At 71.5% G+C, this 24,049-nt stretch carries 19 protein-coding genes and 1 pseudogene; 16 read left to right on the top strand and 4 right to left on the bottom strand.

Going from position 1 to position 24,049, the window contains the following annotated elements:
• Window positions 1-8: 8 nt before the first annotated feature.
• A complete protein-coding gene (locus tag CG719_RS31495; RefSeq protein ID WP_100572186.1) occupies window positions 9-614 on the top strand; it encodes a TetR/AcrR family transcriptional regulator in 606 nt (201 codons plus the stop codon).
• A 34-nt stretch (window positions 615-648) separates the two neighbouring features.
• On the opposite strand, the gene CG719_RS31490 is transcribed toward CG719_RS31495, so the two are convergent.
• Window positions 649-2,064 carry a PucR family transcriptional regulator gene (locus CG719_RS31490; RefSeq protein WP_100572118.1) on the bottom strand — a complete coding sequence of 472 codons (1,416 nt, stop codon included), beginning with the start codon at window positions 2,062-2,064 and terminating at the stop codon, window positions 649-651.
• 163 nt (window positions 2,065-2,227) lie between these two features.
• Here CG719_RS31490 and CG719_RS31485 point away from each other — a divergent pair, with 163 nt between their 5' ends.
• The 6 genes from CG719_RS31485 (at window position 2,228) to CG719_RS31460 (ending at window position 8,651) form a co-directional block, all read left to right on the top strand.
• On the top strand, window positions 2,228-3,154 hold the full coding sequence (locus tag CG719_RS31485) for a proline dehydrogenase family protein (RefSeq protein WP_100572117.1): 927 nt from the start codon (window positions 2,228-2,230) through the stop codon (window positions 3,152-3,154).
• A 50-nt stretch (window positions 3,155-3,204) separates the two neighbouring features.
• Entirely contained in the window at window positions 3,205-4,845 is a 1,641-nt protein-coding gene (pruA, locus tag CG719_RS31480; protein WP_100572116.1) for an L-glutamate gamma-semialdehyde dehydrogenase, read from the top strand.
• Between the two features lie 86 nt (window positions 4,846-4,931).
• Entirely contained in the window at window positions 4,932-5,795 is an 864-nt protein-coding gene (locus CG719_RS31475; RefSeq protein WP_100572115.1) for an alpha/beta fold hydrolase, read from the top strand.
• Between the two features lie 260 nt (window positions 5,796-6,055).
• On the top strand, window positions 6,056-6,187 hold the full coding sequence (locus CG719_RS37250) for a hypothetical protein (protein ID WP_100572114.1): 132 nt from the start codon (window positions 6,056-6,058) through the stop codon (window positions 6,185-6,187).
• A 79-nt stretch (window positions 6,188-6,266) separates the two neighbouring features.
• Window positions 6,267-7,310: a 3-isopropylmalate dehydrogenase gene (locus CG719_RS31465; protein WP_100572113.1), complete on the top strand. Its 1,044-nt coding sequence runs from the start codon at window positions 6,267-6,269 to the stop codon at window positions 7,308-7,310.
• 252 nt (window positions 7,311-7,562) lie between these two features.
• Window positions 7,563-8,651 (top strand): branched-chain amino acid aminotransferase, encoded by a 1,089-nt coding sequence (locus tag CG719_RS31460; RefSeq protein ID WP_100572112.1) that lies wholly within the window; start codon window positions 7,563-7,565, stop codon window positions 8,649-8,651.
• A gap of 519 nt (window positions 8,652-9,170) precedes the next feature.
• On the opposite strand, the pseudogene CG719_RS31450 reads toward CG719_RS31460, so the two are convergent.
• A pseudogene (locus CG719_RS31450) lies at window positions 9,171-9,491 on the bottom strand (cytosine permease); the annotation flags it as partial.
• Window positions 9,492-9,694: 203 nt separating this feature from the next.
• On the opposite strand from CG719_RS31450, the gene ureA reads away from it, so the two are divergent.
• From ureA to CG719_RS31405, 8 genes are all read left to right on the top strand, one after another.
• Window positions 9,695-10,378 (top strand): urease subunit gamma, encoded by a 684-nt coding sequence (gene ureA / locus CG719_RS31445; RefSeq protein WP_100572110.1) that lies wholly within the window; start codon window positions 9,695-9,697, stop codon window positions 10,376-10,378.
• Entirely contained in the window at window positions 10,375-12,063 is a 1,689-nt protein-coding gene (locus CG719_RS31440) for an urease subunit alpha (protein WP_100572109.1), read from the top strand. Before ureA ends, CG719_RS31440 begins: the two co-directional genes overlap by 4 nt.
• Window positions 12,064-12,092: 29 nt before the next feature.
• Window positions 12,093-13,142 (top strand): agmatine deiminase family protein, encoded by a 1,050-nt coding sequence (locus CG719_RS31435; RefSeq protein WP_100572108.1) that lies wholly within the window; start codon window positions 12,093-12,095, stop codon window positions 13,140-13,142.
• 24 nt (window positions 13,143-13,166) lie between these two features.
• Complete coding sequence (locus CG719_RS31430) at window positions 13,167-13,661, top strand: hypothetical protein (RefSeq protein WP_100572107.1); 495 nt, start codon at window positions 13,167-13,169, stop codon at window positions 13,659-13,661.
• Window positions 13,658-14,284 (top strand): TetR/AcrR family transcriptional regulator, encoded by a 627-nt coding sequence (locus CG719_RS31425; protein ID WP_100572106.1) that lies wholly within the window; start codon window positions 13,658-13,660, stop codon window positions 14,282-14,284. The genes CG719_RS31430 and CG719_RS31425 overlap by 4 nt, the downstream gene beginning before the upstream one ends.
• A 118-nt stretch (window positions 14,285-14,402) precedes the next feature.
• Window positions 14,403-15,488: a TolB family protein gene (locus tag CG719_RS31420; RefSeq protein WP_234375853.1), complete on the top strand. Its 1,086-nt coding sequence runs from the start codon at window positions 14,403-14,405 to the stop codon at window positions 15,486-15,488.
• A 351-nt stretch (window positions 15,489-15,839) separates the two neighbouring features.
• On the top strand, window positions 15,840-17,444 hold the full coding sequence (gene cimA / locus CG719_RS31410; protein ID WP_100572104.1) for a citramalate synthase: 1,605 nt from the start codon (window positions 15,840-15,842) through the stop codon (window positions 17,442-17,444).
• Between the two features lie 53 nt (window positions 17,445-17,497).
• Window positions 17,498-17,968: a VOC family protein gene (locus CG719_RS31405; RefSeq protein ID WP_100572103.1), complete on the top strand. Its 471-nt coding sequence runs from the start codon at window positions 17,498-17,500 to the stop codon at window positions 17,966-17,968.
• A gap of 9 nt (window positions 17,969-17,977) precedes the next feature.
• On the opposite strand, the gene CG719_RS31400 is transcribed toward CG719_RS31405, so the two are convergent.
• Together CG719_RS31400 and CG719_RS31395 are read right to left on the bottom strand one after the other, a co-directional pair.
• Window positions 17,978-18,583, bottom strand: coding sequence for a GPP34 family phosphoprotein (locus CG719_RS31400; protein ID WP_100572102.1), 606 nt, complete (start codon window positions 18,581-18,583; stop codon window positions 17,978-17,980).
• Window positions 18,584-18,716: 133 nt separating this feature from the next.
• The gene (locus tag CG719_RS31395; RefSeq protein WP_100572101.1) at window positions 18,717-20,597 is read right to left on the bottom strand and encodes a ricin-type beta-trefoil lectin domain protein; all 1,881 of its coding nucleotides are present in this window, start codon (window positions 20,595-20,597) and stop codon (window positions 18,717-18,719) included.
• A gap of 258 nt (window positions 20,598-20,855) precedes the next feature.
• On the opposite strand from CG719_RS31395, the gene CG719_RS31390 reads away from it, so the two are divergent.
• A complete protein-coding gene (locus CG719_RS31390) occupies window positions 20,856-23,873 on the top strand; it encodes a glycoside hydrolase family 3 protein (protein ID WP_100572100.1) in 3,018 nt (1,005 codons plus the stop codon).
• The last annotated feature ends 176 nt before the right edge of the window (window positions 23,874-24,049 follow it).

Here is a 24,049-nt window from a genome sequence, read left to right as displayed (position 1 = left end):
TGGCCGGCATGGGACACCGTGAGGACCTGCTGGAGGGCGCCAAGCGCTGCCTGCTGCAGAAGGGGTTCGTGCGCACGACCGCGCGCGACATCGTGAAGGAGTCGGGGACCAATCTCGCGTCGATCGGCTACCACTACGGCTCGAAGGACGCGCTGCTGGTGCAGGCGTACGTCTCCCTCATCGAAGGGATGGGCGACCGGTTCGAACCCGGGTGGGGCGCGGGCGGGACCACCCAGGCGCCTCCCGGCTCGCTCGAGCGCTTCCGCGAGGTGTGGGCGAACATCATCCGCTCGATGCCCGAGTCACGGGGGATCTGGCTGCTGGGCTTCGAGATCGTCCTCCAGGGTGACCGGCTCCCCGAGGTGCGCAAGATGCTGGTGGAGGCGGAAGAACAGGGTCGTTCCGGGCTGCTGCCGCTGTTCAACGGCATCCCCGAGGCCGACCAGAGCAAGGAGACCGTCGACAGCGAAGGCCGCCTCTATCAGACCCTGTTGCAGGGCCTGATGGTGCAGTGGCTCTTCGACTCCGACTCCGCGACCGACGCGGACCAGCTCACCGAGGGACTGCGCCGGGTGATCACAGGCGTCCGGCAGGCCGAACGGAGGCCGTCCTAGTGCCGCGACGGGGCAAACGTTGCCTGTCGCGGCCCTAGAGCCGCGCCGCCTTCAGTGCCATGTGCAGCAGCAGCCGGTCCTCGCCGTCGTCCAGGTCGAGGCCCGTGAGCTGCTCCACGCGGGACAGCCGGTAGTACAGGGTCTGGCGGTGGATGCCCAGCTCGGCGGCGGTGCGCCCGGCCTGGCCCGCGCAGTCGAGGTAGACCTCCGCGGTGCGGGCCAGCTCCCGGTGGGCGGGGGAGAGCAGTGCGTGCAGGGCGGGGTCGTGCGCGGCCTCCGGCGGCAGCGAGGTGAGCAGCCGGTACGGCCCGATGGCCGCCCACTGCGCGACCGGGCCCAGCCGCGGCTCCGCCAGCGCGGCCCGCGCGGCCGCCGAGGCCTCCGCCCACGCGGTCCCCAGCCCGGCGAGTCCCGTCCGCGCCGCGGCGATCCCGGCGGCCACCCCGCCGTGCGAACCTCCCCCGGTGCTCCGGCCCGGGCCGCCGTCCCGTCCGGTCGCCGCGTCCTGGGCGGCCCCTCCGCTCCCGGCGCCGGTGCCGCCCGCGCCGCCTTCGGGGCGTGCCGCCTGTCCGGCCCCGGCCCCGGCGCCACCGCGCGCGCTTCCCGCGGTGGTGCGTCCGGCACCGCCCGGCGGTCCCGGCGCCGCCGCCCGCTCCAGCAGGCGGGTCGCCGCCGACACCGCCGGTGTCAGGGTGTCCGTGGAGCGCAGGCCGACCAGCAGCACCAGGCTCTGCTGGGTGTCCCCCACTGCCTTGAGGGCGTGGGAGGTGCCCCCACCCCAGGGGATCGCGCACAGGGCCCTGGCGCCGGGCAGGGTGCGCACCGAGGGGGCGTTGTCCGGGTCCGCCGACGGCCAGGGGGCCACGCACACCACCGTGTGTGGTCCGTCCGCGCGGACGCCCAGGGCCGTCCGCAGCTCCGCCACCGCCATGTCCCGCGGCCAGCCCGGTTCGGCGGTCAGCACCGCCCGCAGCTCCCGGGTGAGGTCCGCGCCGTGCTGGGCCTCGTCGGCCAGCAGCGCGCCGATCCGCCCGGTCACCAGCATGGCCGCGGCCAGTTGCTGCTCGGTGGGCCCGGGGTCGTAGTCCAGGAGCCAGACATAGCCGAGGACGACACCCCGATGGCGGACCGGGAGGCAGATCCGCCCCCGGTACACGCCCGCCTCCGGGGTCCGCGGGATCCGCACCGGACCGGTCGCCCGGGTGATGCCGAAGCCCTCGAACCAGTGGCGGACGGCCGACGTGGAGCGGCGGGTGAGGATCGAGCGCGTGCGCACCGGGTCCAGGGCGGACGGATCCAGATCGCCCTCGCTGTCGTAGGCGCCGAAGGCGATCAGTTCGAAGTTCCGGTTCTCCAGGGTGGCCGGCGCGCCGAGCAGCTCCGAGATCTCGTCGACCAGCTCCTGGTAGTCACGCCTGTCACTGGATGTCACTCGGGCATTCTCCCGCATTTCCGCGGAGCCTTCATACATCTGTCTGAGATCACGGGCGCGGATGCGTGACAGCTGTCGATGGCCGACGATCTGAGGAAACCTTTACTTTCACGGTGGTTCTCCGTGCCGCCCCCGAACCGTGGGGTCGCGGCCTTCTTGCTTGTTCGTGTGGAGGTGCCCCGTGCTGGGTCCCGTGATTCTCGCCGCGTCGCGCAGCGACCGGATGCGACGCCTGATCTCGGCGGCCCCGGGGACGAAGCAGGTCGTCGACCGCTTCATCCCGGGCGAGACCGTGGGCGACATCGTCCCGATCATCGAGGACCTCACCGGCCGGGGCCTGGAACTGACCATGGACGTGGTCGGCGAGGACATCACCACCCCCGAGCAGGCCGCCGCCGCACGGGACGCGTACCTGGAACTGATCGACCGGATCAAGGACCTGGAGCTCGGTCCGAAGGTCGAGATGTCCGTGAAGCTGTCCATGTTCGGCCAGGCCCTTGAGCACGGCCACGAGCTGGCGCTGAAGAACGTCCGCCCGGTCGTCGAGGCCGCCGCCGCCATCGGCACGACGGTCACCCTGGACGCCGAGGACCACACCACCCTCGACTCGATGTTCGCCATCCACGAGGAACTGCGCAAGGACTTCCCGCAGACCGGCTGCGTCATCCAGGCCTACCTCTTCCGCACCGAGGCCGACGCCCGCCGCCTCGCCGCGAACGGCAGCCGGGTCCGCCTGGTGAAGGGCGCCTACAAGGAGCCCGCCGAGGTCGCGTACCAGAACAAGCACGAGATCGACAAGGCGTACGTGCGCGTCCTGCGCGTTCTGATGCAGGGTGACGGGTACCCGATGATCGGCTCCCACGACCCGCGCCTGATCTCGATCGGGCAGGAACTGGCCCGCACCGCCGGCCGCAAGCTCGACGAGTACGAGTTCCAGATGCTGTACGGCATCCGCAGCGACGAGCACCTGCGTCTGGCCGCCGAGGGCCACCGCATGCGCGTCTACACCGCCTTCGGCACCGACTGGTACGGCTACTTCATGCGCCGCCTCGCGGAGAAGCCGGCCAACCTGCGCTTCTTCCTCCGGAGCATGGTCAGCAAGGGCTGAGCCGCCGCACCCCGCTCGCAACACCGCTCAAGTCAAGGAGTTCGGAACTGATGGACGCTGTGACCCAGGTCCCCACCCCCGTCAACGAGCCGGTGCACGGCTACGCCCCCGGCTCGCCCGAGCGTGCCCGCCTGGAGGCCAAGCTCAAGGAGCTGGCCGAGAACCCGATCGACCTGCCCTGCACCATCGACGGCGTCAGGCGCCCGGGTGGCGGCGAGTCCTTCGAGGTCGTCCAGCCGCACAACCACAAGGCCGTCATCGGCACCTACCGCAACGCCACCAAGGCGGACGCCCAGGACGCGATCGACGCCGCTCTCGCCGCGGCCCCGGCCTGGCGCGCGATGTCCTTCGACGACCGCGCCGCGATCATCCTGCGCGCCGCCGAGCTGCTGTCCGGCCCGTGGCGCGAGACGATCGCCGCCTCCACGATGCTCGGCCAGTCCAAGACCGCGCAGCAGGCCGAGATCGACAGCCCCTGCGAGCTGGTGGACTTCTGGCGCTTCAACGTCCACTATGCCCGTCAGATCCTCGCCGAGCAGCCCCCGGCCAACTCCCCGGGCGTGTGGAACCGCATGGACCACCGTCCGCTGGAGGGCTTCGTCTACGCGATCACGCCGTTCAACTTCTCGGCGATCGCGGCCAACCTGCCCACCGCGCCGGCCCTCATGGGCAACGTGGTGATCTGGAAGCCGTCCCCGACCCAGACGCACGCCGCCGTGCTGCTCATGAAGCTGCTGGAGGAGGCGGGCATGCCCAAGGGCGTCATCAACCTCCTCACCGGTGACGGCATCGAGGTCTCCGAGGTGGCCCTGAACCACCGCGACCTGGCCGGTATCCACTTCACCGGTTCGACCAAGACCTTCCAGTACCTGTGGAAGACGGTCGGCAACAACATCGAGAAGTACCGCGCCTACCCGCGCCTGGTCGGCGAGACCGGCGGCAAGGACTTCGTGGTCGCGCACCCGAGCGCGGACCGTGCGGTGCTGAAGACGGCGCTGACCCGCGGTTCCTTCGAGTACCAGGGCCAGAAGTGCTCGGCGTCCTCCCGGGCGTACATCCCGGCGTCGATCTGGAACTCCGGCTTCAAGGAGGAGTTCGCCGCCGAGGTCGACTCCCTGACCATGGGTGACGTCACCGACCTGTCGCACTTCATCGGCGCCGTCATCGACGACCGCTCCTTCGCGAAGAACAAGGCCGCGATCGACCGCGCGCGGCAGGACCCGTCCTGCACGATCGTCGCGGGCGGCACCTACGACGACTCGGTCGGCTACTTCGTCCGCCCGACCGTCATCGAGTGCACCGACCCGGAGAACGAGGTCTTCACGACCGAGTACTTCGGCCCGATCCTCGCGGTGCACGTGTACGACGACAGCTCGGCCGACGCCTACGACGAGATGCTGACCCAGATGGAGTCGGTGTCGGACTACGCCCTGACCGGCTCGGTCATCGCGGGCGACCGTGCCGCCGCGGCGTACACGATGGAGAAGCTGCGCTACGCGGCCGGCAACTTCTACATCAACGACAAGTCGACCGGCGCCGTGGTCGGCCAGCAGCCCTTCGGCGGCGGCCGTGCCTCCGGCACCAACGACAAGGCGGGCGCCCCGCAGAACCTGATGCGCTGGACCCTGACCCGCGCCATCAAGGAGACCCTGGTCGCGCCGACCGACTACGGCTACCCCCACATGGGCTGACCAGCCCTCCCTGGCACGGGCCGGGAAGCCTGCCCCCGAGCAGGCTTCCCGGCCCGTCTCCATGTCCGCCGGGGCAGACTCTCCCCATGACACGAGCGGTGGAAGACATGGTGGAGACGGACGACGGAGTGCGTCTGTGGGCGGAACGCTCTGGCCCGGACGGCACCCCGCTGGTGCTGTGCCACGGCGGCCCCGGCCTGTGGGACATGTTCGGGGACCTGGCCGGGCTGCTGGCCGGCGTGACCCCGGTCGTCCGCTGGGACCAGCGCGGCTGCGGACGGTCGCAGCGCTGCGCGGGGCCATGGACGAGCGAGCGCTTCGTCGCCGACCTCGATGCCGTGCGCCGGCACTTCGGTCTGGACCGGATGGCCCTGCTCGGTCACTCCTGGGGCGCACAGCTCGCCCTGACCTACGCGCTGGCGCATCCGGAACGGGTGAGCGCGCTGGTGTACGTGGCCGGAACGGGGATCGGGCCGGACGAGGACTGGCATCCCGCGTACCGCCGGAACTTCCTGGCCCGGCTCGGCGAGCACCCCGAACGCCTCGCCCGTAGGCAGGAGTTGACGGACCGGCCGCCGGAGACGGAGACGGAGGACCGGGAGCGGGCCGTGCTCCAGTGGTCGGCCGATTTCGCGGACCAGAAGCGGGCACTCGTGCTCGCCGAGCGCATGGCCGACCCCTGGTTCGGCATCAACTACGAGTGCAACCAAGGACTGAACGCGGAGCGGAAGCGGACCTGGGGCACGTCCGGGCTCGACGCCGCCTGCCGTCGCCTCGACCTGCCGGTCGTGATCGTCGACGGCGGCAGGGACATCCGCCCGCGCACGGCGGTCGACTCCCTGGAGCGGGCCCTGCCCCGGGTGCGCCGGGTCGTCTTCCCGGACGCCGGGCACATGCCCTGGGTCGAGGAACCCCAGGGCTTTCGCCGGGCGGTGGCGGCGGCGCTGTGAACCCCTGTTCGGACGAAAGGGCAGGTCGGCGGGGGGTCCGCCGACGCGCCGTCTCAGATAGTAGGAAGTCCGAGTAATGGTGGAGACAGGCGCCCGTTCCTCGCTTAGCTTTGAAGGAGCCGAACGTCTCGCTGATCAAGCGAATGGCGGTCGTGAGCCGGGCCCCGCGCAGGACACCCCTGCGGCACCGCTCCCCGCCCCCTTCCGGCGTATCTCGTTTCTCATCCGCACCCCACGTGTGCCGAAGGAGCTGATTCCCCATGGCCGCAACCGCTCTCCGCCGCCGTGTCCGTCACACCACCCGTGCCGGCGAGTCCGACCGCAAGAACGCCGCAGCCGCCCTCCAGCGCGCCCTCGACCGTCGTGACAACGGTGGCGAGACGGGCCACTGAGCCCCCGGGAGCCGTCCTCGACGTGTCCGGATCGCGGACGCTCCGTGTCATCCCATGGGACGAGGAGTAGGGTGCCGGCATGTCTCGCAGCATCGATCTCGCAGTGATCCCCGGTGACGGAATCGGCCAGGAAGTCGTGGCCGAGGGCCTGAAGGTCCTGTCCGCCGCCCTACCGCAGGACGTGAAGCTGGAGACCAAGGAGTACGACTTCGGCGCCCGGCGCTACCACGCCACCGGGGAGACCCTCACCGACGCCGACCTGGAGCAGCTCGGGCGGCACGACGCCATCCTGCTCGGCGCCATCGGCGACCCGTCGGTGCCCTCCGGCGTCCTGGAGCGCGGCTTCCTGCTCAAGCTCCGCTTCGCCTTCGACCACCACGTCAACCTGCGCCCGAGCAAGCTCCTGCCCGGTGTCGCCACCCCGCTCGCGGGCGACCCGCAGATCGACTTCGTCGTCGTCCGCGAGGGCACCGAGGGCCCGTACACGGGCAACGGCGGCACCATCCGCAAGGGCACCGAGCACGAGGTCGCCACCGAGGTCTCCGTCAACACGGCCTTCGGTGTCGAGCGCGTGGTCCGCGACGCCTTCGCGCGCGCCCAGGCCCGTCCGCGCAAGAAGCTCACGCTCGTCCACAAGAACAACGTGCTGACCTTCGCGGGCCACCTGTGGACGAACATCTTCAACAAGGTGGCCGAGGAGTACCCCGAGGTCACCACCGAGTACATCCACGTCGACGCGGCCACCATCTACCTGGTGACCCAGCCCGAGCGGTTCGACGTCATCGTCACCGACAACCTCTTCGGCGACATCATCACCGACCTCGCCGCGGCCGTCTCCGGCGGCATCGGCGTCGCCGCCTCCGGCAACATCAACCCGAGCGGCGAGTTCCCGTCCATGTTCGAGCCGGTCCACGGCTCGGCCCCGGACATCGCGGGCCAGGGCAAGGCCGACCCCACCGCCACGGTCCTGTCCGTCGCCCTGCTGCTGCGCCACCTCGGCTACGAGTCCGAGGCGACCCGTATCGAGGACGCGGTCTCCGCCGACCTCGCGGAGCGGGGCGCGCTGCCCGCGCGGAGCACCGCCGAGATCGGCGACGCGCTCCGCGTACGAGTAGCGGGCTGACCCGGCCGCCACTCGAAAACTTCGAAGCCGTCGGGTCGCATCAGCGCCCGGCGGCTTCCCCCTGTCCGCCGCCGGGTGCCACCATCAGTCCCGGGGCCGCATTCACCCCGTTTTCTTCCGCCGTCCGCTCCGCGCGATAATCGAACGCGGAGCCGCGGTATGAGGGAATGCTCGGACGTCCAAGCACAGGCCTCCGGACGTACGGGCGTGAGCGCGGCCCGTCACAACACACTCGGTGAAGGACACTCACTCATGACGACGCCCACGATCGAGCTCAAGCCATCGGCCAGCCCGCTCTCCGACGCGGAGCGGGAGGCCATCCTGGCCAACCCCGGATTCGGCCGCCACTTCACCGACCACATGGTGACGATCAGGTGGACGGAGGGCCGGGGCTGGCACGACGGCCAGCTCGTTCCGTACGCGCCGATCCCCCTGGACCCCGCCACGCATGTGCTGCACTACGCGCAGGAGATCTTCGAGGGCCTGAAGGCCTACCGCCGGCCCGACGGCTCGGTCGCCACCTTCCGCCCGGAGAGGAACGCCAAGCGCTTCCAGGCGTCCTCCCGCCGTCTGGCCATGCCCGAGCTGCCCGTCGAGACGTTCATCGAGGCCTGTGACGCCCTGGTCCGCCAGGACAAGGCGTGGGTGCCGGCGCACGGCGGCGAGGAGTCCCTCTACCTGCGCCCGTTCATGATCGCCACCGAGGTCGGGCTGGGCGTCAAGCCCGCCAACGAGTACCTGTTCCTCGTGATCGCCTCCCCGGCCGGCGCGTACTTCCCGGGCGGCGTGAAGCCCGTCTCCATCTGGGCCTCCGAGGACCGCGTCCGCGCCGTCCCCGGCGGCATGGGCGACGCCAAGACCGGCGGCAACTACGCGGCCTCCCTGCTCGCCCAGGCCGAGGCCGCCGCCAAGGGCTGCGACCAGGTCTGCTACCTGGACGCCGTGGAGCACAAGTGGGTCGAGGAACTCGGCGGGATGAACCTGTACTTCGTGTACGGGAACAAGATCGTCACCCCGTCCCTGAGCGGTTCGATCCTGGAGGGCGTCACCCGTGACTCGCTGCTGACGGTCGCCCGTGACCTCGGCTACGAGTCCGAGGAGGCCCGCGTCTCCATCGACCAGTGGCAGCGCGACTCCGAGAACGGCACGCTGACGGAGGTCTTCGCCTGCGGCACGGCCGCCGTCATCACCCCGGTCGGCACCGTCAAGCGCGCGGGCGCCGAGTGGAAGCAGTCGGGCGGCGAGCCCGGCGAGGTCACGATGAAGCTGCGCCAGGCCCTGCTGGACGTCCAGCGCGGCGTCACCGAGGACAAGCACGGCTGGATGCACGCGCTGGCGTAGCCGCCCGCCGGGGCCCGCGCCTCACCGGCCGCCTCCCGCTGCCCACCTCCCGTTCCCCGTCCGCCGGCTTCGCGAACCGGCGGACGGGTAACGGCAGTTGATGGCCTGTGGATCGATCACCTCGGAACAGCACCAGGGTCTTTCGTTTGGATCAGGCCGGATCAGGGAGCGGGGTCTGGTGCCGTGGATCGCAAGGCGGAGGAGGGCGGCAGGGCGGAGCCCTGCCAACCGACGACAACGCGGCTGGGGGTGCCCCCTGCTCGAAGAGCTTGGGGAAGCGGTGCCAGGGCCCGCGAGCCCGGCCTGAGCCAAACGAGAGGCCCTAGTGCTGTGACCGGGAAGGTTTGCCGGAAAGCTCGCGGCGTCCGGTGCTGGGGGCACCTCCCACGCCCTTCGGGCAGTGGGGGAGCATCGCAAGGCGGAGCATCGCCCGTGTACTGGATGTACTCGGGTGATGCGACAACGCGGCGAGGTGCCGTGCCGGGCGTCGCGAGCCGGTGAACCTTTCCGGTCACAGCACTAGATGCCGATGTCGGCGCGCGCCGCTTCCTTCCCGGCCTCGACGGGGGCCGACGGCCGCGGCCGCGGGGTGAGCAGCAGGTAGACCAGGCCGCCGACGGCTCCCGACAGCAGGAAGCTGCAGTCCACGCCGCCGGTCAGGGACAGCAGCGGTCCCTCGTACGACGGCAGGGACACGGCCAGCAGACCGACGCCGGCGCCCACTGCCCAGGAGACGGTGGCCTGCACGTTCCAGCCGGACCGGTACCAGTAGACGCCGCCGTGGGAGCGCCGGTTGAAGACCTGGAGGGCGTCGGTGGCGCCCACCAGCCGAGCCCGAACGACTGCGGCAGCCAGCCGAAGATGATCACGCCGTGTCGACTCCGCGCTGTTCCATCGGCATGGCAGGTCTCCTTCGACGGCCGCCCGGAAGTTAGAGCGACGTTCAATGTGAGGGCTGAGTGGCTTGCCCGTCAACGGTTCCTTTCTGTGAATCTCACGCTTAGAGTGTTGCTCTAACGTGACGAGCAAGGAGGTGCCGTGGCGTGAGACTGACCCCCACCGAACGCGACCGGCTGCTGCTGTTCAGCGCCGCCGAACTGGCCCGCGCCCGCAGGGCCCGTGGCCTGAGGCTCAACGTTCCGGAGGCCACCGCACTGATCGCCGACACGGTGTGCGAGGCCGCCCGCGACGGCGCCCGGCTCGCCGAGGCGATCGAGCGCGCCCGCACGGTGCTCGGCCCGGACGACGTCCTGCCCGGCGTCGCGGACGTGGTCACCGAGGTGCATGTCGAGGCGGTCTTCGACGACGGCTCACGGCTCGCGGTGGTCTCCGACCCGATAGCCGGGGGCGGCCTGGGTGAGATGGCTCCGGGCGCGCTGCTGCCGGGGCCGGAGCACGCCGAGCCGGAGGCGGCCGTACGGCTCACGGTCACCAACACCGCGTCCGTGCCGGTCTCCGTGACCTCGCACTTCCACTTCTTCGAGGCCAACCCGCGCCTCGACTTCCCGCGCGAGCGGGCCTACGGCATGCGGCTCTCGGTGCCCGCGGGATCGTCCGTGCGGTTCGGACCGGGGGAGAGCGTCGAGGTCGGCCTCGTGCCGGTCGGCGGCGAGCGGATCGCGATCGGCTTCGCGGGCCTCGTCGACGGGCCCCTGGACGCGCCGGGGGCCAAGGAAGAGGCCCTGCGCCGGGCCGCCGCCTGCGGATATCTGGGAGCCGGCCGATGAGCATCGACCCTTACGCGTACGCAGCCACCCACGGCCCCCGGGCCGGCGACCGCGTCCGCCTCGGCGACTCCGGCCTCGTGATCCGGGTCGAGTCCGACGCGCAGCGATACGGCGACGAGTTCCTCGCCGGCTTCGGCAAGACCGCCCGGGACGGACTGCACCTGAAGGCGGCGGCGGTCCGCGAGACCTGCGACGTGGTGATCAGCAACGTCGTCGTCATCGACGCCGTGCAGGGCATCCGCAAGGTCTCCATAGGCATCCGCGAGGGCCGGATCCAGTCCATCGGGCGGGCCGGGAACCCCGACACCCTCGACGGCGTCGACGTCGTCGTCGGCACGGGCACCACGATCGTGTCCGGCGAGGGGCTGATCGCCACCGCCGGCGCCGTCGACACCCATGTGCACCTGCTGTCGCCGCGCATCATGGAGGCCTCGCTCGCCTCCGGCGTGACCACCATCATCGGCCAGGAGTTCGGGCCGGTGTGGGGCGTGGGCGTCAACTCGCCCTGGGCGTTGCGGCACGCGTTCGGCGCCTTCGACGCCTGGCCGGTCAACATCGGCTTCCTGGGCCGCGGTTCGTCATCGCACTCCGCCCCGCTCGTGGAGGCGCTGGCCGAGGGCGGCGCCTCGGGCTTCAAGGTGCACGAGGACATGGGCGCCCACACCCGCGCCCTCGACACCGCACTGCGGGTCGCCGAGGAGCACGACGTACAAGTCGCCCTGCACAGCGACGGGCTGAACGAGTGCCTGTCGGTCGAGGACACCCTGCGGGTCCTGGAGGGCCGCACGATCCACGCCTTCCACATCGAGGGCTGCGGCGGCGGACACGTCCCCAACGTGCTGAAGATGGCCGGCGTCCCGAACGTCATCGGCTCCTCCACCAACCCCACCCTGCCCTTCGGCCGGGACGCGGTCGCCGAGCACTACGGCATGATCGTCTCCGTCCACGACCTCAAGACCGACCTGCCCGGCGACGCCGCCATGGCCCGCGACCGCATCCGCTCCGGGACCATGGGCGCCGAGGACGTGCTGCACGACCTGGGCGCGATCGGCATCACCTCCTCCGACGCCCAGGGCATGGGCCGGGCCGGCGAGACCGTGCGCCGCACCTTCGCCATGGCCGGGAAGATGAAGGCCGAGCTGGGTCCGGTCGACGGGGACGGCCCGGACGACGACAACGCGCGCGTCCTGCGCTACATCGCCAAGCTGACGATCAACCCCGCCATCGCGCACGGCCTCTCCCACGAGGTCGGCTCGATCGAGACCGGCAAGCTGGCCGACATCGTGCTGTGGCGCCCCGAGTTCTTCGGCGCCAAGCCGCAACTGGTCCTCAAGTCGGGCTTCCCCGCGTACGGCGTGGTGGGCGACCCGAACGCGGCCACGGACACCTGCGAACCCCTGGTGCTGGGACCGCAGTTCGGCGCGCACGGCGCCACCCCGGCCGAGATCTCGGTCGCGTTCGTCGCCCAGGCCGCCGTGGACCAGGGCCACGACACGATGCCCACCCGGCGGCGCCGGGTCGCCGTGCGCGGCACCCGCGGTATCGGCCCCGCCGACCTGCGCCTCAACTCCCGTACCGGATCCGTCGACGTCGACCAGCGCACCGGCCTGGTCACCCTGGACGGCGACCCGGTCCGCTCGGAGCCCGCCGACTCGGTCTCCCTCAACCGCCTGTACTTCCTGTGACCTCCGTGACCCCTGCGAGGACTCCCGAGATGAACACCCCCGCCGCCGACGGCTTCCGCATGCCCGCCGAGTGGGCGCCGCACGAGCGCACCTGGATGGCGTGGCCGGGTCCCAACCCGACCTTCGACACCCCCGACGACGTCGCCGCCTCCCGTGCCGCCTGGGCGTCGGTGGCCCGTGCCGTACGCCGCTTCGAACCGGTGACGGTGGTCTGCGGCCCCGGCCAGTCGGCCGAGGCCCGCACCCTCCTGGGCGACGGCATCGACACCGTCGAACGCGATCTGGACGACGCGTGGATGCGCGACATCGGCCCCACCTTCCTGACCAGTGACGCGGGCGAACTCGCCGCCGTCGACTGGACGTTCAACGGCTGGGGAGCCCAGGACTGGGCCCGCTGGGAGCACGACGGGAAGATCGCCTCGTATGTCTCGGACCTCGCGGGCGCGAAGACGTACGCCTCCTCGCTCGTCAACGAGGGCGGCGGGATCCACGTCGACGGCGAGGGCACGGTCCTGCTGACCGAGACCGTGCAGCTCGGCCCCGAGCGCAACCCGCACTGGACGAAGGAGCAGGTCGAGGCGGAGATCCACGCCCACCTCGGCACCCGCAAGGCGATCTGGCTGCCGCGCGGCCTGACCGGCGACTACCCTCCCTACGGCTACGGCACCCTCGGCCACGTCGACATCGTGGCCGCCTTCGCCCGCCCCGGTGTCGTCGTCGCCCACCACCAGCCGGACCCGGCCCACCCCGACCACGAGGTGACCAAGGAGGTCATCGGCCTCCTGAAGTCGGCCACCGACGCCGAGGGCCGCCCCCTGGAGGTCGTCGAAGTCCCCGCCCCCACCGTCCTGGAGGCCGACGGGCACTGGGCCGACTACTCCTACATCAACCACTACCTCTGCAACGGCGGCGTCGTCCTGTGCGCCTTCGACGACCCGCGCGACGAGCAGGCGGCCGGCATCTTCAGCCGGCTCTTCCCCGACCGCACCGTGACCCCGGTCGACGCCCGCGACATCTTCGCCGGCGGCGGAGGCATCCACTGCATCACCCAGCAGCAGCCGAAGCCGGTCGTCAGGTAGCAGCCGGTCAGGTACAACGTACGAGTGAACGTACTGGTCTGCGCAGCCTGCGCCCGACACCTCACCCAACCGCTGCGTCCGCCGGCAGAACTGCCGCCCCGCCCGGAGCACGACGGCCGGAAGAACCCGGACGGCTCGCGGCACGCCCCGCCGACCGTGCCGCCGGGCACGTACGCCGTGGATCCCGAGCCGAGCGGGGCGCCGTTCGTGCCGCACCCGGACCCGGAGTGGGCGGGGGCCGCCGTCCCCGGCGTGTGCGTGGGGAACCCCGACGGCCCGGGATTCCCGATGTCGGCCGGGCCGCGCGACACCCTGGTGGTCGGCCCCGAGGACACGGCCGGTTTCCTGTCGTACAACCCCGCCTGCCAGGAGCACGGGTGCTGCGGGGCCACCGGCCGGGAGGGCCCGAACCAGGTGTGCGGCGGGTGCGGAGCGGTGGTGGCGACGCTGTTCGGCGAGTGCTACGGCCCCTACGAGACCCACTTCCTGCCCGGCGCCGTACGGACGGTCCCGGCATGAGCACCGCCCCGGCGCCCCGCAGGCGTACCCCCGCGCCGCCGCGTGAGGACGTGCTCGCCGCCGCCATGGAGATGATCGCCGAGCGCGGTCTCGAGCAGCTCACCATGGCGGCGCTCGGGCGCGAGGTCGGGATGAGCAGCGGCCATCTGCTCTACTACTTCCGCTCCAAGGACGAGCTGCTGCTGCAGACCCTGGAGTGGAGCGAGAGCCGGCTCGGGGCCGAGCGCGGGCGGCTGCTGACCCGTGCCGCCCCGGTCCGCGAACGTCTCGACGCCTACGTGGACCTGTACGTGCCGGACGGTCACCGCGACCCGCACTGGACGCTGTGGCTGGAGGTCTGGAACCGCTCGCTGAATGCCGGCGAGGACGCCCGCGACCGGCAGGCCGCCATCGAGGGCGCCTGGCACCGGGACCTGGCCGCGCTGGTCGCCGAGGGTGTCTCCCGCGGCGAGTTCCGGCCGGTCGACGCGGACCGCTTCGCCGCCCGGCTGCGCGCCCTCCTCGACGGCTTCTCCATCCACGTCGCGATCGGGCTGCGCGGTACGGACCGGCCCCAGGTCATGTGCCATGTGAGGGAGTTCCTCGACGACGCGCTGAACCGGCCCGGGCTCGCGGACGCCTGATCAACCGCCGGGGTTGTACGTAATCCGGCGCATTGCCGCGTACCGGCCGGTGCGTTTGAATCCGGAAAGTCCTCGGTGCGGGACCGGGGGAGGACCGGTTCGGGGGGGAACCATGGCCATGACCGCACACGTCCGCGCAGTTCTCGGCGCCGCGTCGGCAGCGGCACTGCTGCTCGCGCTCGGCCCGGCCGCCGTCGCCGCGCCCCCTCCGCCACGCGTCGAGCGGATCAGCACCGCCACCGACGGGAGCGAGCTGACCGCGGCCTCGGGCGGCGGCGTCATCAGCGGCGACGGCCGGTACGCCGTCTTCTCCTCGGCGGACCCCGAGGGTGGTTTCGACACCCGCCTGTACCTCAAGGACCTGCGCACCGGCAGACTCACCCAGGTCCCGGAGGACCTGCTCCACACCACGGGGCCGATGCTCAGCGGCGACGGCCGCCGTCTCGCCTACTCCAACGGCAACCGGTACCCCAAGCCGTACGTGTACGACCGCGTCACGGGTCGCACGGAGGTGCTGTGGCCCGAGGAGCCGCCGCAGGACACCTCCTACGAACTGGGCACCGCGGCCGCGATCAGCGCCGACGGCCGGCACGTGGCGTACACCCTCGGCAACCGCCACGGCGACGACTACGCACGCGTGCTCTACGTCCGCGACCTGGACACCGGCACCGACCGGCAGATCTCGCCGCTGCCGGCCGAGGGCATGATCCTCAACGCCTGGTTCAGCGCCGACGGCCGCACGGTCGCCTACAGCGTGGCGGCCCGCACGGACCACGGCACCGAGGGGCGGATCCACGTCGTCCGCGACGGACACGAGTCCGCCGTCGGCAGCGGATTTCCGGCCACGCTCGTCCGGCTCTCCGACGACGGCCGCAGCGCCCTGTTCAACGCCACGGCGGCCGACTGGACGACCACCGCGTACGTCCAGGACCTGCGCACCGGACGCGTCCGGCAGGTGGCCGGCACCGAGGCGGTCGCAGCCGACGGGACGTTGCGGCACGTGCTGCTGTCCGGCGAGGGCGGACTCGACCTGCTCACCCTGCCGTCCGGCAGGCGGCACCAGGTGGCCCCGGCGGGCGCCACCGCCTCGCCCCGCGCCATGGACCGCCGGGGCCACGCCGTCGTCTTCTCCTCCCCGGCCGCCGACCTGGTGCCGCACGACACCAACGGCGTCCCGGACGTCTTCGTACGACGGCTGAACTGACGTACACCAGATACCCGACGAAGTGCCGAAGGCCTGGGAGGTGTCCAGGTTGACGCCCGCATCCTGAGACGCGCGTCCGTGAGTGACGGGATTGTGCCAGACTGCCCCCGTGCTCTCGTCCGCCATGATTATTGGCAGCAGGCGCGCCGGTCCGCAGTGACCGCCACGTACGACCAGGTACGGGCGGCCATCGTCGTCCTCGACCCGCGCGCAGACCTCTCGCACCCGCGAGGGGTCTTTCGTTTTCCCGGCCCACCCACAGCCGGGACCGCTGCGCGAGGGACCATTGGGGGAACGGTGGAGCCGGTCATTGACGGCAAGACCGAGATTGCAAACAGGAGCCTTGAGACCATGACCGCAACCAGCCAGCTCGACGATTCGTTCCACGTCTTCGACACCACCCTGCGCGACGGCGCCCAGCGTGAGGGGATCAACCTCACGGTCGCCGACAAGCTGGCCATCGCTCGGCACCTGGACGACTTCGGCGTGGGCTTCATCGAGGGTGGCTGGCCCGGCGCGAACCCGCGGGACACCGAGTTCTTCGCCCGCGCCAAGGAGGAGATCGACTTCCGGCACGCCCAGCTCGTCGCCTTCGGGGCGACCCGCCGGGCCGGTGCCAAGGCGGCGGACGACCCCCAGGTCAGGGCGCTGCTGGAGTCCGGTGCCCAGGTGATCACCCTGGTCGCCAAGTCGCACGACCGGCACGTGGAGCTGGCGCTGCGCACCACGCTGGAGGAGAACCTGGAGATGGTCCGCGACACCGTCTCCCACCTGCGCGCCGAGGGCCGCCGGGTCTTCGTCGACTGCGAGCACTTCTTCGACGGCTACCGCGCCAACCCCCAGTACGCCAAGGCCGTCGTCCGCACCGCCGCGGAGGCCGGCGCGGACGTGGTGATCCTCTGCGACACCAACGGCGGCATGCTGCCCGCCCAGGTCCAGGCGGTCGTCTCCACCGTCCTCGCGGACACCGGCGCCCGCCTCGGCATCCACGCCCAGGACGACACCGGCTGCGCGGTCGCCAACACCCTCGCGGCCGTCGACGCCGGCGCCACCCACGTGCAGTGCACGGCCAACGGCTACGGCGAACGCGTCGGCAACGCCAACCTCTTCCCGGTGGTCGCGGCCCTGGAGCTGAAGTACGGCAAGCGGGTGCTGCCCGAGGACCGGCTGCGCGAGATGACCCGCATCTCCCACGCCATCGCCGAGGTCGTCAACCTCACGCCCTCCACCCACCAGCCCTACGTGGGTGTCTCCGCCTTCGCCCACAAGGCGGGCCTGCACGCCTCCGCCATCAAGGTCGACCCGGACCTGTACCAGCACATCGACCCCGAGCAGGTCGGCAACACCATGCGCATGCTGGTCTCCGACATGGCGGGCCGCGCCTCCATCGAGCTCAAGGGCAAGGAACTCGGCATCGACCTCGGCGGCGACCGCGAACTGGTCGGCCGGGTGGTCGAGCGGGTCAAGGAGCGCGAGCTCAAGGGCTACACCTACGAGGCGGCCGACGCGAGCTTCGAACTGCTGCTGCGCGCCGAGGCCGAGGGCAGGCCGCTGAAGTACTTCGACGTGGAGTCCTGGCGGGCGATCGTCGAGGACCGCCCCGACGGCACCCACGCCAACGAGGCCACGGTGAAGCTGTGGGCCAAGAGCGAGCGCATCGTCGCCACCGCCGAGGGCAACGGCCCGGTCAACGCCCTCGACCGCGCACTGCGGGTGGCCCTGGAGAAGATCTACCCCGAGCTGGCCTCCCTCGGCCTGGTCGACTACAAGGTCCGCATCCTGGAGGGCAAGCACAGCACCTCCTCCACCACCCGCGTGCTGATCTCCACCTCGGACGGCCGGGGCGAGTGGTCCACGGTGGGCGTGGCCGACAACGTGATCGCGGCCTCCTGGCAGGCCCTGGAGGACGCGTACACCTACGGTCTGCTGCGCGCCGGGGTGGAACCGGCGAAGTAGCCGTACGGACGCCCGGGGCCGCCGTCCGCCGCCCGCCACGGCACAGTGGAGACATGGACGCGGACGACTCGGGCTCTCCGGACACCGGCTCTTCGGACATCGGCTCTCCGGACGGCGGCTTCCTGGCGAGGGGGCGTGTGACGACCCGGCTGCCGGCCCGGGACCTGGACCGGGCGCGGCGCTTCTACGCCGACAGACTGGGGCTGCGGCCTGTGGAGGAGCGGCCGGGCGGACTGCTGTACCGGTGCGGAGGGAGCAGCTTCGTGGTCTTCCTCTCCACCGGGGCCTCGCCCGGCACGTTCACCCAGATGGCGTGGGAGGTCGACGACATCGAGGCGGCCGTGTCGGAGCTGCGGCGGCTCGGCGTCGTCCTCGAGGAGGTCGACAGGCCCGGGTTCCGCACGCGGGACGGCATCGCCGAGGTCGAGGGGAACTACCCGAGCAAGGGTGCGCGCGGAGAGCGCGGCGCCTGGTTCCGGGACAGCGAGGGAAACCTGCTGGGCATCGGCCGGCCCATGCACTAGCCACCCTCCTCAGGGAGCGCGCCAGATGTTGTCGAAGGCCGCGTTCTCGATGCGCCGCCGCTGCCGTACGGCCTCCAGCTCCGTCACCGCGTCGTTGACGGTGGCCAGCACGGTGACCAGGGCGTCGTCGTCCGGCGCGGTGAGCGGGGCGCCCGGCTCCGCCTCGATGCCCACGGCGGCCGCGAGTCCGGCGATGACCGGGTCGCGGGAGGCCCAGCGCTCGGCCGCCGCGTGCCGCGCCGGTGTGTCGGCGGGCGTCTTCCGGTTGCCGCGCGCGGGCATCCAGCGGTGCCGCCGACCGGTGAGCTGCCCCTCCGCGTCCAGAGCGTCGATGTAGGCCACGGCCAGGCCCTCTCCGCGGCGCCACAGCCAGTCCTCGACGGACTCGTGCGGCGGCCGCTCCTTCAGCGACGCCGCCGCCCGGTCCAGCAAGGGGTCCCCGGTGTCCCGCCGGGGGAGCGGCACGATGCGGTCACCGTCCAGCCCGGCGGCCCCGGCGGCGAGCAGGTCGGCCAGTTCGGCGCCCGCCAGCGCGAGCGACAGATCGCCCTGCTCGACGGGGCGCTCGGACGGCACGTCCATGGTGATCAACAACAGGTCCCGAGGTGTGGTCATGCCGGCGCTCCTGGTCGGGGTGGTCATGTCGGGCACGGGGACACCCCCGACCATACGTCCGCACCGGGCCGCCGGCCCGGTGCCGCGACCGGTGTCCGGCCGGCCGGAGGGGATTCCGGCCGGCCGGGCGGCACTACTGCAACCGCCACTTCTGGTTGGCCGCTCCGGTGCACGACCAGATCTGCGCGCGGGCCCCGTTGGCCGAGGAGTTGTCGGTCACGTCCAGGCACTTGTCCGCGGCGAGGTTCACCACGTCACCGGTCGAGGCGTTGTACGACCACTGCTGGGCCTTGGTGCCGTTGCAGTCGTAGAGCTGCACCTTCGCCCCGTTGGCGGTCGACGCCGACGTCACGTCCAGGCACTTGCCCAGCGCCCGCACCGACCCGTCCGGCTGGACCGTCCACTGCTGGGCCGTGCTGGAGTTGCAGTCGTAGAGCTGCACCGCCGTGCCGTTCGCCGACGAACCGCCCGCCACGTCCAGGCACTTGCCCGCGAGCCCGACGAACGCGCCCGACTTGCTCCCGCCGCCCGACTGCGTCCCCGACCAGGTGAAGGTGGCCGACGTCCGGCCCGGCAGCGAGTAGGTGGCGTGCTGAGAGCCCCAGTTGACCGTGACGGTCTTCGCGGTGGTGGCGTCGTTGTAGGCGATCAGGGCCTTGCCGCCGTCCGGGTTGCGCCAGGCGACGTTCGGCACCGCCGAGGAGGCGGTGGACGCGATCCGCTGCGCACCCGGCCGTACGAACTTCGTCAGGTGCCCCATGTCGTAGTACTCGACCGTGTAGTCGACCTGTCCCGACCGTGCCTCGCCGTTCTGCACGGTGATCAGCCCGCTGCAGGTGCCGCAACCGCCGTTGTGCGGACCCCCCTTCTGGTCCACCGCCAGCGACCACTTGGTCACCGACTTCGCCCAGTTCCGGGTGTAGTCGACGATGTTGAGCATGTCCTCGCGCTGCTGGTGGCCGATCCAGGTGCCGCCCGAGTGCTCGGTGCCGAAGGCGTCCAGCTGCGGGTACCGGTTGTGCACGGTGGTCTGCATGGCGACGTTGCCGCCGTAGCCGTGCCAGGCGATGCCGCCGAAGTTCGGGTGCGAGCGGACGGCCGCGTCGTCCACCGTCTGGGCGGCGTAGGAGTCGTAGGTGTCCCAGTTCCAGTCGTGCGCCAGCACCTTGGTGGACAGGCCCGCGGACTGGAGCTTGGGCAGCAGCTCGCTCTTGGTGAAGTAGGCGAGCCCACTGGCGTTCCAGCTCATCGAGGGGTAGCCGGAGCAGCAGGTGGGCTCGTTCTGGACGGTCACGTAGGACACCGGGACGCCCTGGTCCCGGTAGGCCTGGAGGTACTTCACGAAGTACGTGGCGTACGCCCCGTAGTCCTCCGCCTTCAGCCAGCCGCCGTTGAGCTGCCCGCTGTCCTTCATCCAGGCGGGCGCGGTCCAGGGCGAGGCCATCACCGTGAGCGCCGGGTTGAGCTGGAGCGCCTGCCGGGTCAGCGGCACCACGTCGGCCAGATCGTGGGCGATGGAGAACTTCGTGAGCGACGGGTCGCTCTGCCCGGCCGGCACGTCGTCGTAGGTGTAGCCGTTGCGCGCCAGGTCGGAGGCGCCCATCGGGTTGCGCAGGAAGGAGAGCCCGATCCCGTCCGTGGGCGAGAACAGCTTCCGCATGGTCGCGTCCCGGGTCGACTGCGACAGCGCGCCGCTGCTGTTCATCAGCCAGGCCGCGGTGTCGGTGAAGGAGGCGCCGCCGCCGGTGAAGGTCTGGTAGCGGGTGTTCTCGTCGACGGTGATGTTCTCACCGCCGCCTCCGGTGCCGGGCTGGAAGGCGAACGGCGTCTGCGGTTCGAGGCCGCGGACCACGTGCCGCCCGTCGGAGTCGTCGGTCGTGGTCAGCCAGGCGGTGACGGGCTCGCCCGCCGCGTGCGCGGCCGGGGCGCCCAGGGCCGTCAGGCCCGCCGTGGACAGCAGTCCGGCGAGCAGCAGCCGCAGCGCGCGGCCGCGTCTGTCGAGAAAGGGGTGCATCGGGTGCCGCCCTTCGTGAGGTGGGGGGATGGGGCGTGCGAGCGGTGAGTAAATGACGGCTTCGGGGCCGAGTCAAGAGGGTGCGCGTTCAGGAGCCGAAGCGACAACCTCCTTGATCCGGCCGTGAGTTGGCAATCCCCGCAGTCCGGAGTGAAGTCTTGACGGCAGTGGCAGGACACTAGTTCACTCAAGCCGTGATCTAAGTCGTGAGTGAATCATGAGCCTGGGGAAGTCCCAGAGCCGAGGGAAGGTCCGTCCATGCGAAGAACCGCCCTGCTCGTCTCCGCCGGCCTGCTCGCCGCGCTGATCCCGCTGACGTCGGCACACGCGGCCGGCGACCCGGGGCCCGCCCCCGTGTCCATCGACCGCTTCGAGGGCGAGGTGCCCTTCGCCGCCCAGCCCGCGGAGGGCATCTTCACCTGGGGCGGCGACAGTGACGATCCGCCCACGCTGCAGTTCGCCGACCGCTCCGACGCACCCGAGGGCGCCAAGGTCCTCTCCGGCACGTACGACATCAGCGGCTACGGCGGCTTCACCCACGACTTCGCGGCCGCCCTGCCGGCCCACGACTGGTCCGCCCACCAGGGCATCCGGTTCTGGTGGGAGGGCCAGAACAACGGCAGGAAGATCGCCTTCGAGATCAAGGACGGCGGCGCGCACGGTGAGGCGTCCGAGCTGTGGACGACCTCCTTCACCGACGACTTCACCGGCTGGAAGCAGATCGAGCTGCCCTTCGGTGACTTCACCTATCGCACGGACTACCAGCCGGTCGGCGGCATCGACCACGTCCTCGGCCTCACCGCGATGTGGGGGTACGCCGTCACCCTGCCGACCGGCGTCAAGGGCCGGTTCGCCATGGACGACGTGCAGTTGTACGGCAGGGCCGACCAGTCGGCGCGCGCCTCCGTCACGACCGACGCCCCGGTCTACCCGGTCACCGCGGGCGGCACGGCGGCGGTGAAGGTCACCGTCGCCACCACCGGCTCCGCCCCGCTCGACGAGCCGGTGACGGTCGCCTACCGCACCGGCACCGGCACCGCCGAGTCCGGCAAGGACTACACCCCGGCCTCCGGCACCCTCACCTTCCCCGCGGGCACCGCCTCCGGCACCTCCCGCACCCTGAAGGTCACCACCCTCAAGGCCAAGGCCGCGAAGGCCGCCGGGACGATCCCGCTGCAGCTCGCCGTCACCGGCGCCAAGGCCCCCGCCGAGAACCCGCAGATCGTCGTCGACGCGCACGGACTGCCGTACCTCGACAGCAAGCTGCCGGTGCGCAAGCGGGTCGCGGACCTGATCTCCCGGATGTCCCTGGAGGAGAAGGCCGGGCAGATGACCCAGGCCGAGCGCGGGGCGATGACCGCCCCGGGCGACATCGCCGCCTACGACCTCGGCTCCCTGCTGTCCGGCGGCGGCTCGACCCCGACGCCCAACACGCCGCAGGCCTGGGCGAAGATGATCGACGACTTCCAGCTGCGCACCCGGGCCACCCGCTACCAGATCCCGCTGATCTACGGGGTGGACGCGGTGCACGGGCACAACAACCTGGCCGGTGCCACGGTCATGCCGCACAACATCGGCATCGGCGCCTCCCGCGACCCCCGGCTGGCCGAGAAGACCGGCGCGGTGACGGCGAGCGAGGTCCGCGCCACCGGGATCCAGTGGGACTTCGCGCCCTGCCTGTGCGTCACCCGCGACGAACGCTGGGGCCGCTCCTACGAGTCCTTCGGCGAGGACCCGGCGCTGGTGGACTCCATGGAGACCGTCATCCAGGGCCTTCAGGGTCGCGCGGACGGGCGTGACCTGAGCCGCGGTGACAAGGTGCTGGCCACCGCCAAGCACTTCGTCGGCGACGGCGGCACCCTGTACGGCTCCTCCACCACCGGCTCCTACCCCATCGACCAGGGCGTCACCAAGGTCACCCGGCAGCAGTTGGAGGACATCCACCTGGCGCCGTACCGGACGGCCGTGGCCCGGGGCATCGGCTCGGTCATGCCGTCGTACTCCTCGCTGGACATCGCCGGCGACGGGCAGGGCCCGGTGAAGATGCACGCCCGCGGCGACATGATCAACGGCGTGCTCAAGGACCGCATGGGCTTCGACGGCTTCGTCATCAGCGACTGGGCCGCCATCGACCAGCTCCCCGGCGACGCCGCCACGCAGGTCCGCACGTCGGTCAACGCCGGCCTGGACATGATCATGGTGCCGTACGCGTACCAGGCCTTCCGGGCGAACCTGGTCGCCGAGGTGAAGGCGGGCCGGATCAGCGTCGAGCGGATCGACGACGCGGTCTCCCGGATCCTCACCAAGAAGTTCGAACTGGGCCTGTTCGAGCACCCCTACTCCGACACCGCCGGCGCCTCCCGGATCGGCTCCGCCGACCACCGCGCCGTCGCCCGGCAGGCAGCCGCCGAGTCCCAGGTGCTGCTGAAGAACAAGGGCGGCCTGCTGCCGCTGAAGAAGAAGGCCAAGGTCTACGTCGCCGGGTCCAACGCCGACGACCTCGGCAACCAGACCGGTGGCTGGACCATCACCTGGCAGGGCGAGTCCGGCACCCACACCCAGGGCACGACGATCCTCCAGGCCATGCGCAAGGCGGGCGGGAACGTCACCTACTCCAAGGACGCCTCGGCGCCCACGTCCGGTCACGACGTGGGGGTGGTCGTCGTCGGCGAGACCCCGTACGCCGAGGGCGTGGGCGACGTCGGCAACGGCCACGACCTCCAGCTCTCGGCCGCCGACCGGGCAGCCGTGGACAAGGTGTGCGGGGCCATGAAGTGCGCGGTGCTGGTCGTCTCCGGGCGTCCGCAGCTCATCGGCGACCGGCTCGGGAAGATCGATGCCCTCGTCGCCTCCTGGCTGCCGGGAACCGAGGGCGACGGCGTGGCCGACGTGCTCTACGGCACCCGGCCCTTCACCGGGCAGCTCCCGGTGACCTGGCCGAAGTCGCAGGAGCAGCTCCCGATCAACGTGGGCGACACGGCGTACGACCCGCAGTTCCCCTACGGCTGGGGCCTGACCACGCTCAGCGGCGTCCCGGCGGGCGGCACGGCGACGCTCAAGGCGCTGGGTCTGGCGGCGTGGGCGGCCGAACGGACGGGCGCCGACACGGTGGGCCGCGAGCTGGTCACCAAGGCGCGGCTGATCGTTCAGCAGAAGGCGGACGGGCGGATGAGCGCGGCGATGGCGAAGCCCTTCGCCGACGCGGATCATCTGCTGCTGACGGGACGGTACGGAGCGGCGGTGGATCAGCTCACGAAGGCCTACTCGGCCGCGTGAGTCGAAAGCAGGGGGCGTCCCGCGCGGGTGCGCGGGACGCCGCCTCTGCCCATGGCGGCCGGTTTGTCCGTATTCCGGTAACTTCGAAGCATGAAGGCCGCCGCCCCGACCCGAGCCCTTCTCCGCCCTCTTCTCGCCCTCGCGGCCGCCGTGATGGTCGCGGCCCCGGCCTCCGT

It is taken from the genome of Streptomyces sp. CB01373 (assembly GCF_002803075.1).
Lineage (GTDB): Bacteria > Actinomycetota > Actinomycetes > Streptomycetales > Streptomycetaceae > Streptomyces.
The sequence above is the reverse complement of the archived record's forward strand: the minus strand, read 5'-3'. Positions and strand labels throughout refer to the sequence as shown.

Coding starts and splice junctions, on each gene's coding strand:
- CG719_RS31495 (WP_100572186.1), top strand. CDS start 9: ATGGGACACCGTGAGGACCTGCTGGAGGGCGCCAAGCGCTGCCTGCTG.
- CG719_RS31435 (WP_100572108.1), top strand. CDS start 12,093: ATGAACACCCCCGCCGCCGACGGCTTCCGCATGCCCGCCGAGTGGGCG.
- CG719_RS31390 (WP_100572100.1), top strand. CDS start 20,856: ATGCGAAGAACCGCCCTGCTCGTCTCCGCCGGCCTGCTCGCCGCGCTG.
- CG719_RS31420 (WP_234375853.1), top strand. CDS start 14,403: ATGACCGCACACGTCCGCGCAGTTCTCGGCGCCGCGTCGGCAGCGGCA.
- CG719_RS31475 (WP_100572115.1), top strand. CDS start 4,932: ATGACACGAGCGGTGGAAGACATGGTGGAGACGGACGACGGAGTGCGT.
- CG719_RS31405 (WP_100572103.1), top strand. CDS start 17,498: ATGGACGCGGACGACTCGGGCTCTCCGGACACCGGCTCTTCGGACATC.
- CG719_RS31490 (WP_100572118.1), bottom strand. CDS start 2,064: ATGCGGGAGAATGCCCGAGTGACATCCAGTGACAGGCGTGACTACCAG.
- CG719_RS31440 (WP_100572109.1), top strand. CDS start 10,375: ATGAGCATCGACCCTTACGCGTACGCAGCCACCCACGGCCCCCGGGCC.
- CG719_RS31400 (WP_100572102.1), bottom strand. CDS start 18,583: ATGACCACACCTCGGGACCTGTTGTTGATCACCATGGACGTGCCGTCC.
- CG719_RS31425 (WP_100572106.1), top strand. CDS start 13,658: ATGAGCACCGCCCCGGCGCCCCGCAGGCGTACCCCCGCGCCGCCGCGT.
- CG719_RS31465 (WP_100572113.1), top strand. CDS start 6,267: ATGTCTCGCAGCATCGATCTCGCAGTGATCCCCGGTGACGGAATCGGC.
- CG719_RS37250 (WP_100572114.1), top strand. CDS start 6,056: ATGGCCGCAACCGCTCTCCGCCGCCGTGTCCGTCACACCACCCGTGCC.
- cimA (WP_100572104.1), top strand. CDS start 15,840: ATGACCGCAACCAGCCAGCTCGACGATTCGTTCCACGTCTTCGACACC.
- pruA (WP_100572116.1), top strand. CDS start 3,205: ATGGACGCTGTGACCCAGGTCCCCACCCCCGTCAACGAGCCGGTGCAC.
- CG719_RS31395 (WP_100572101.1), bottom strand. CDS start 20,597: ATGCACCCCTTTCTCGACAGACGCGGCCGCGCGCTGCGGCTGCTGCTC.
- CG719_RS31460 (WP_100572112.1), top strand. CDS start 7,563: ATGACGACGCCCACGATCGAGCTCAAGCCATCGGCCAGCCCGCTCTCC.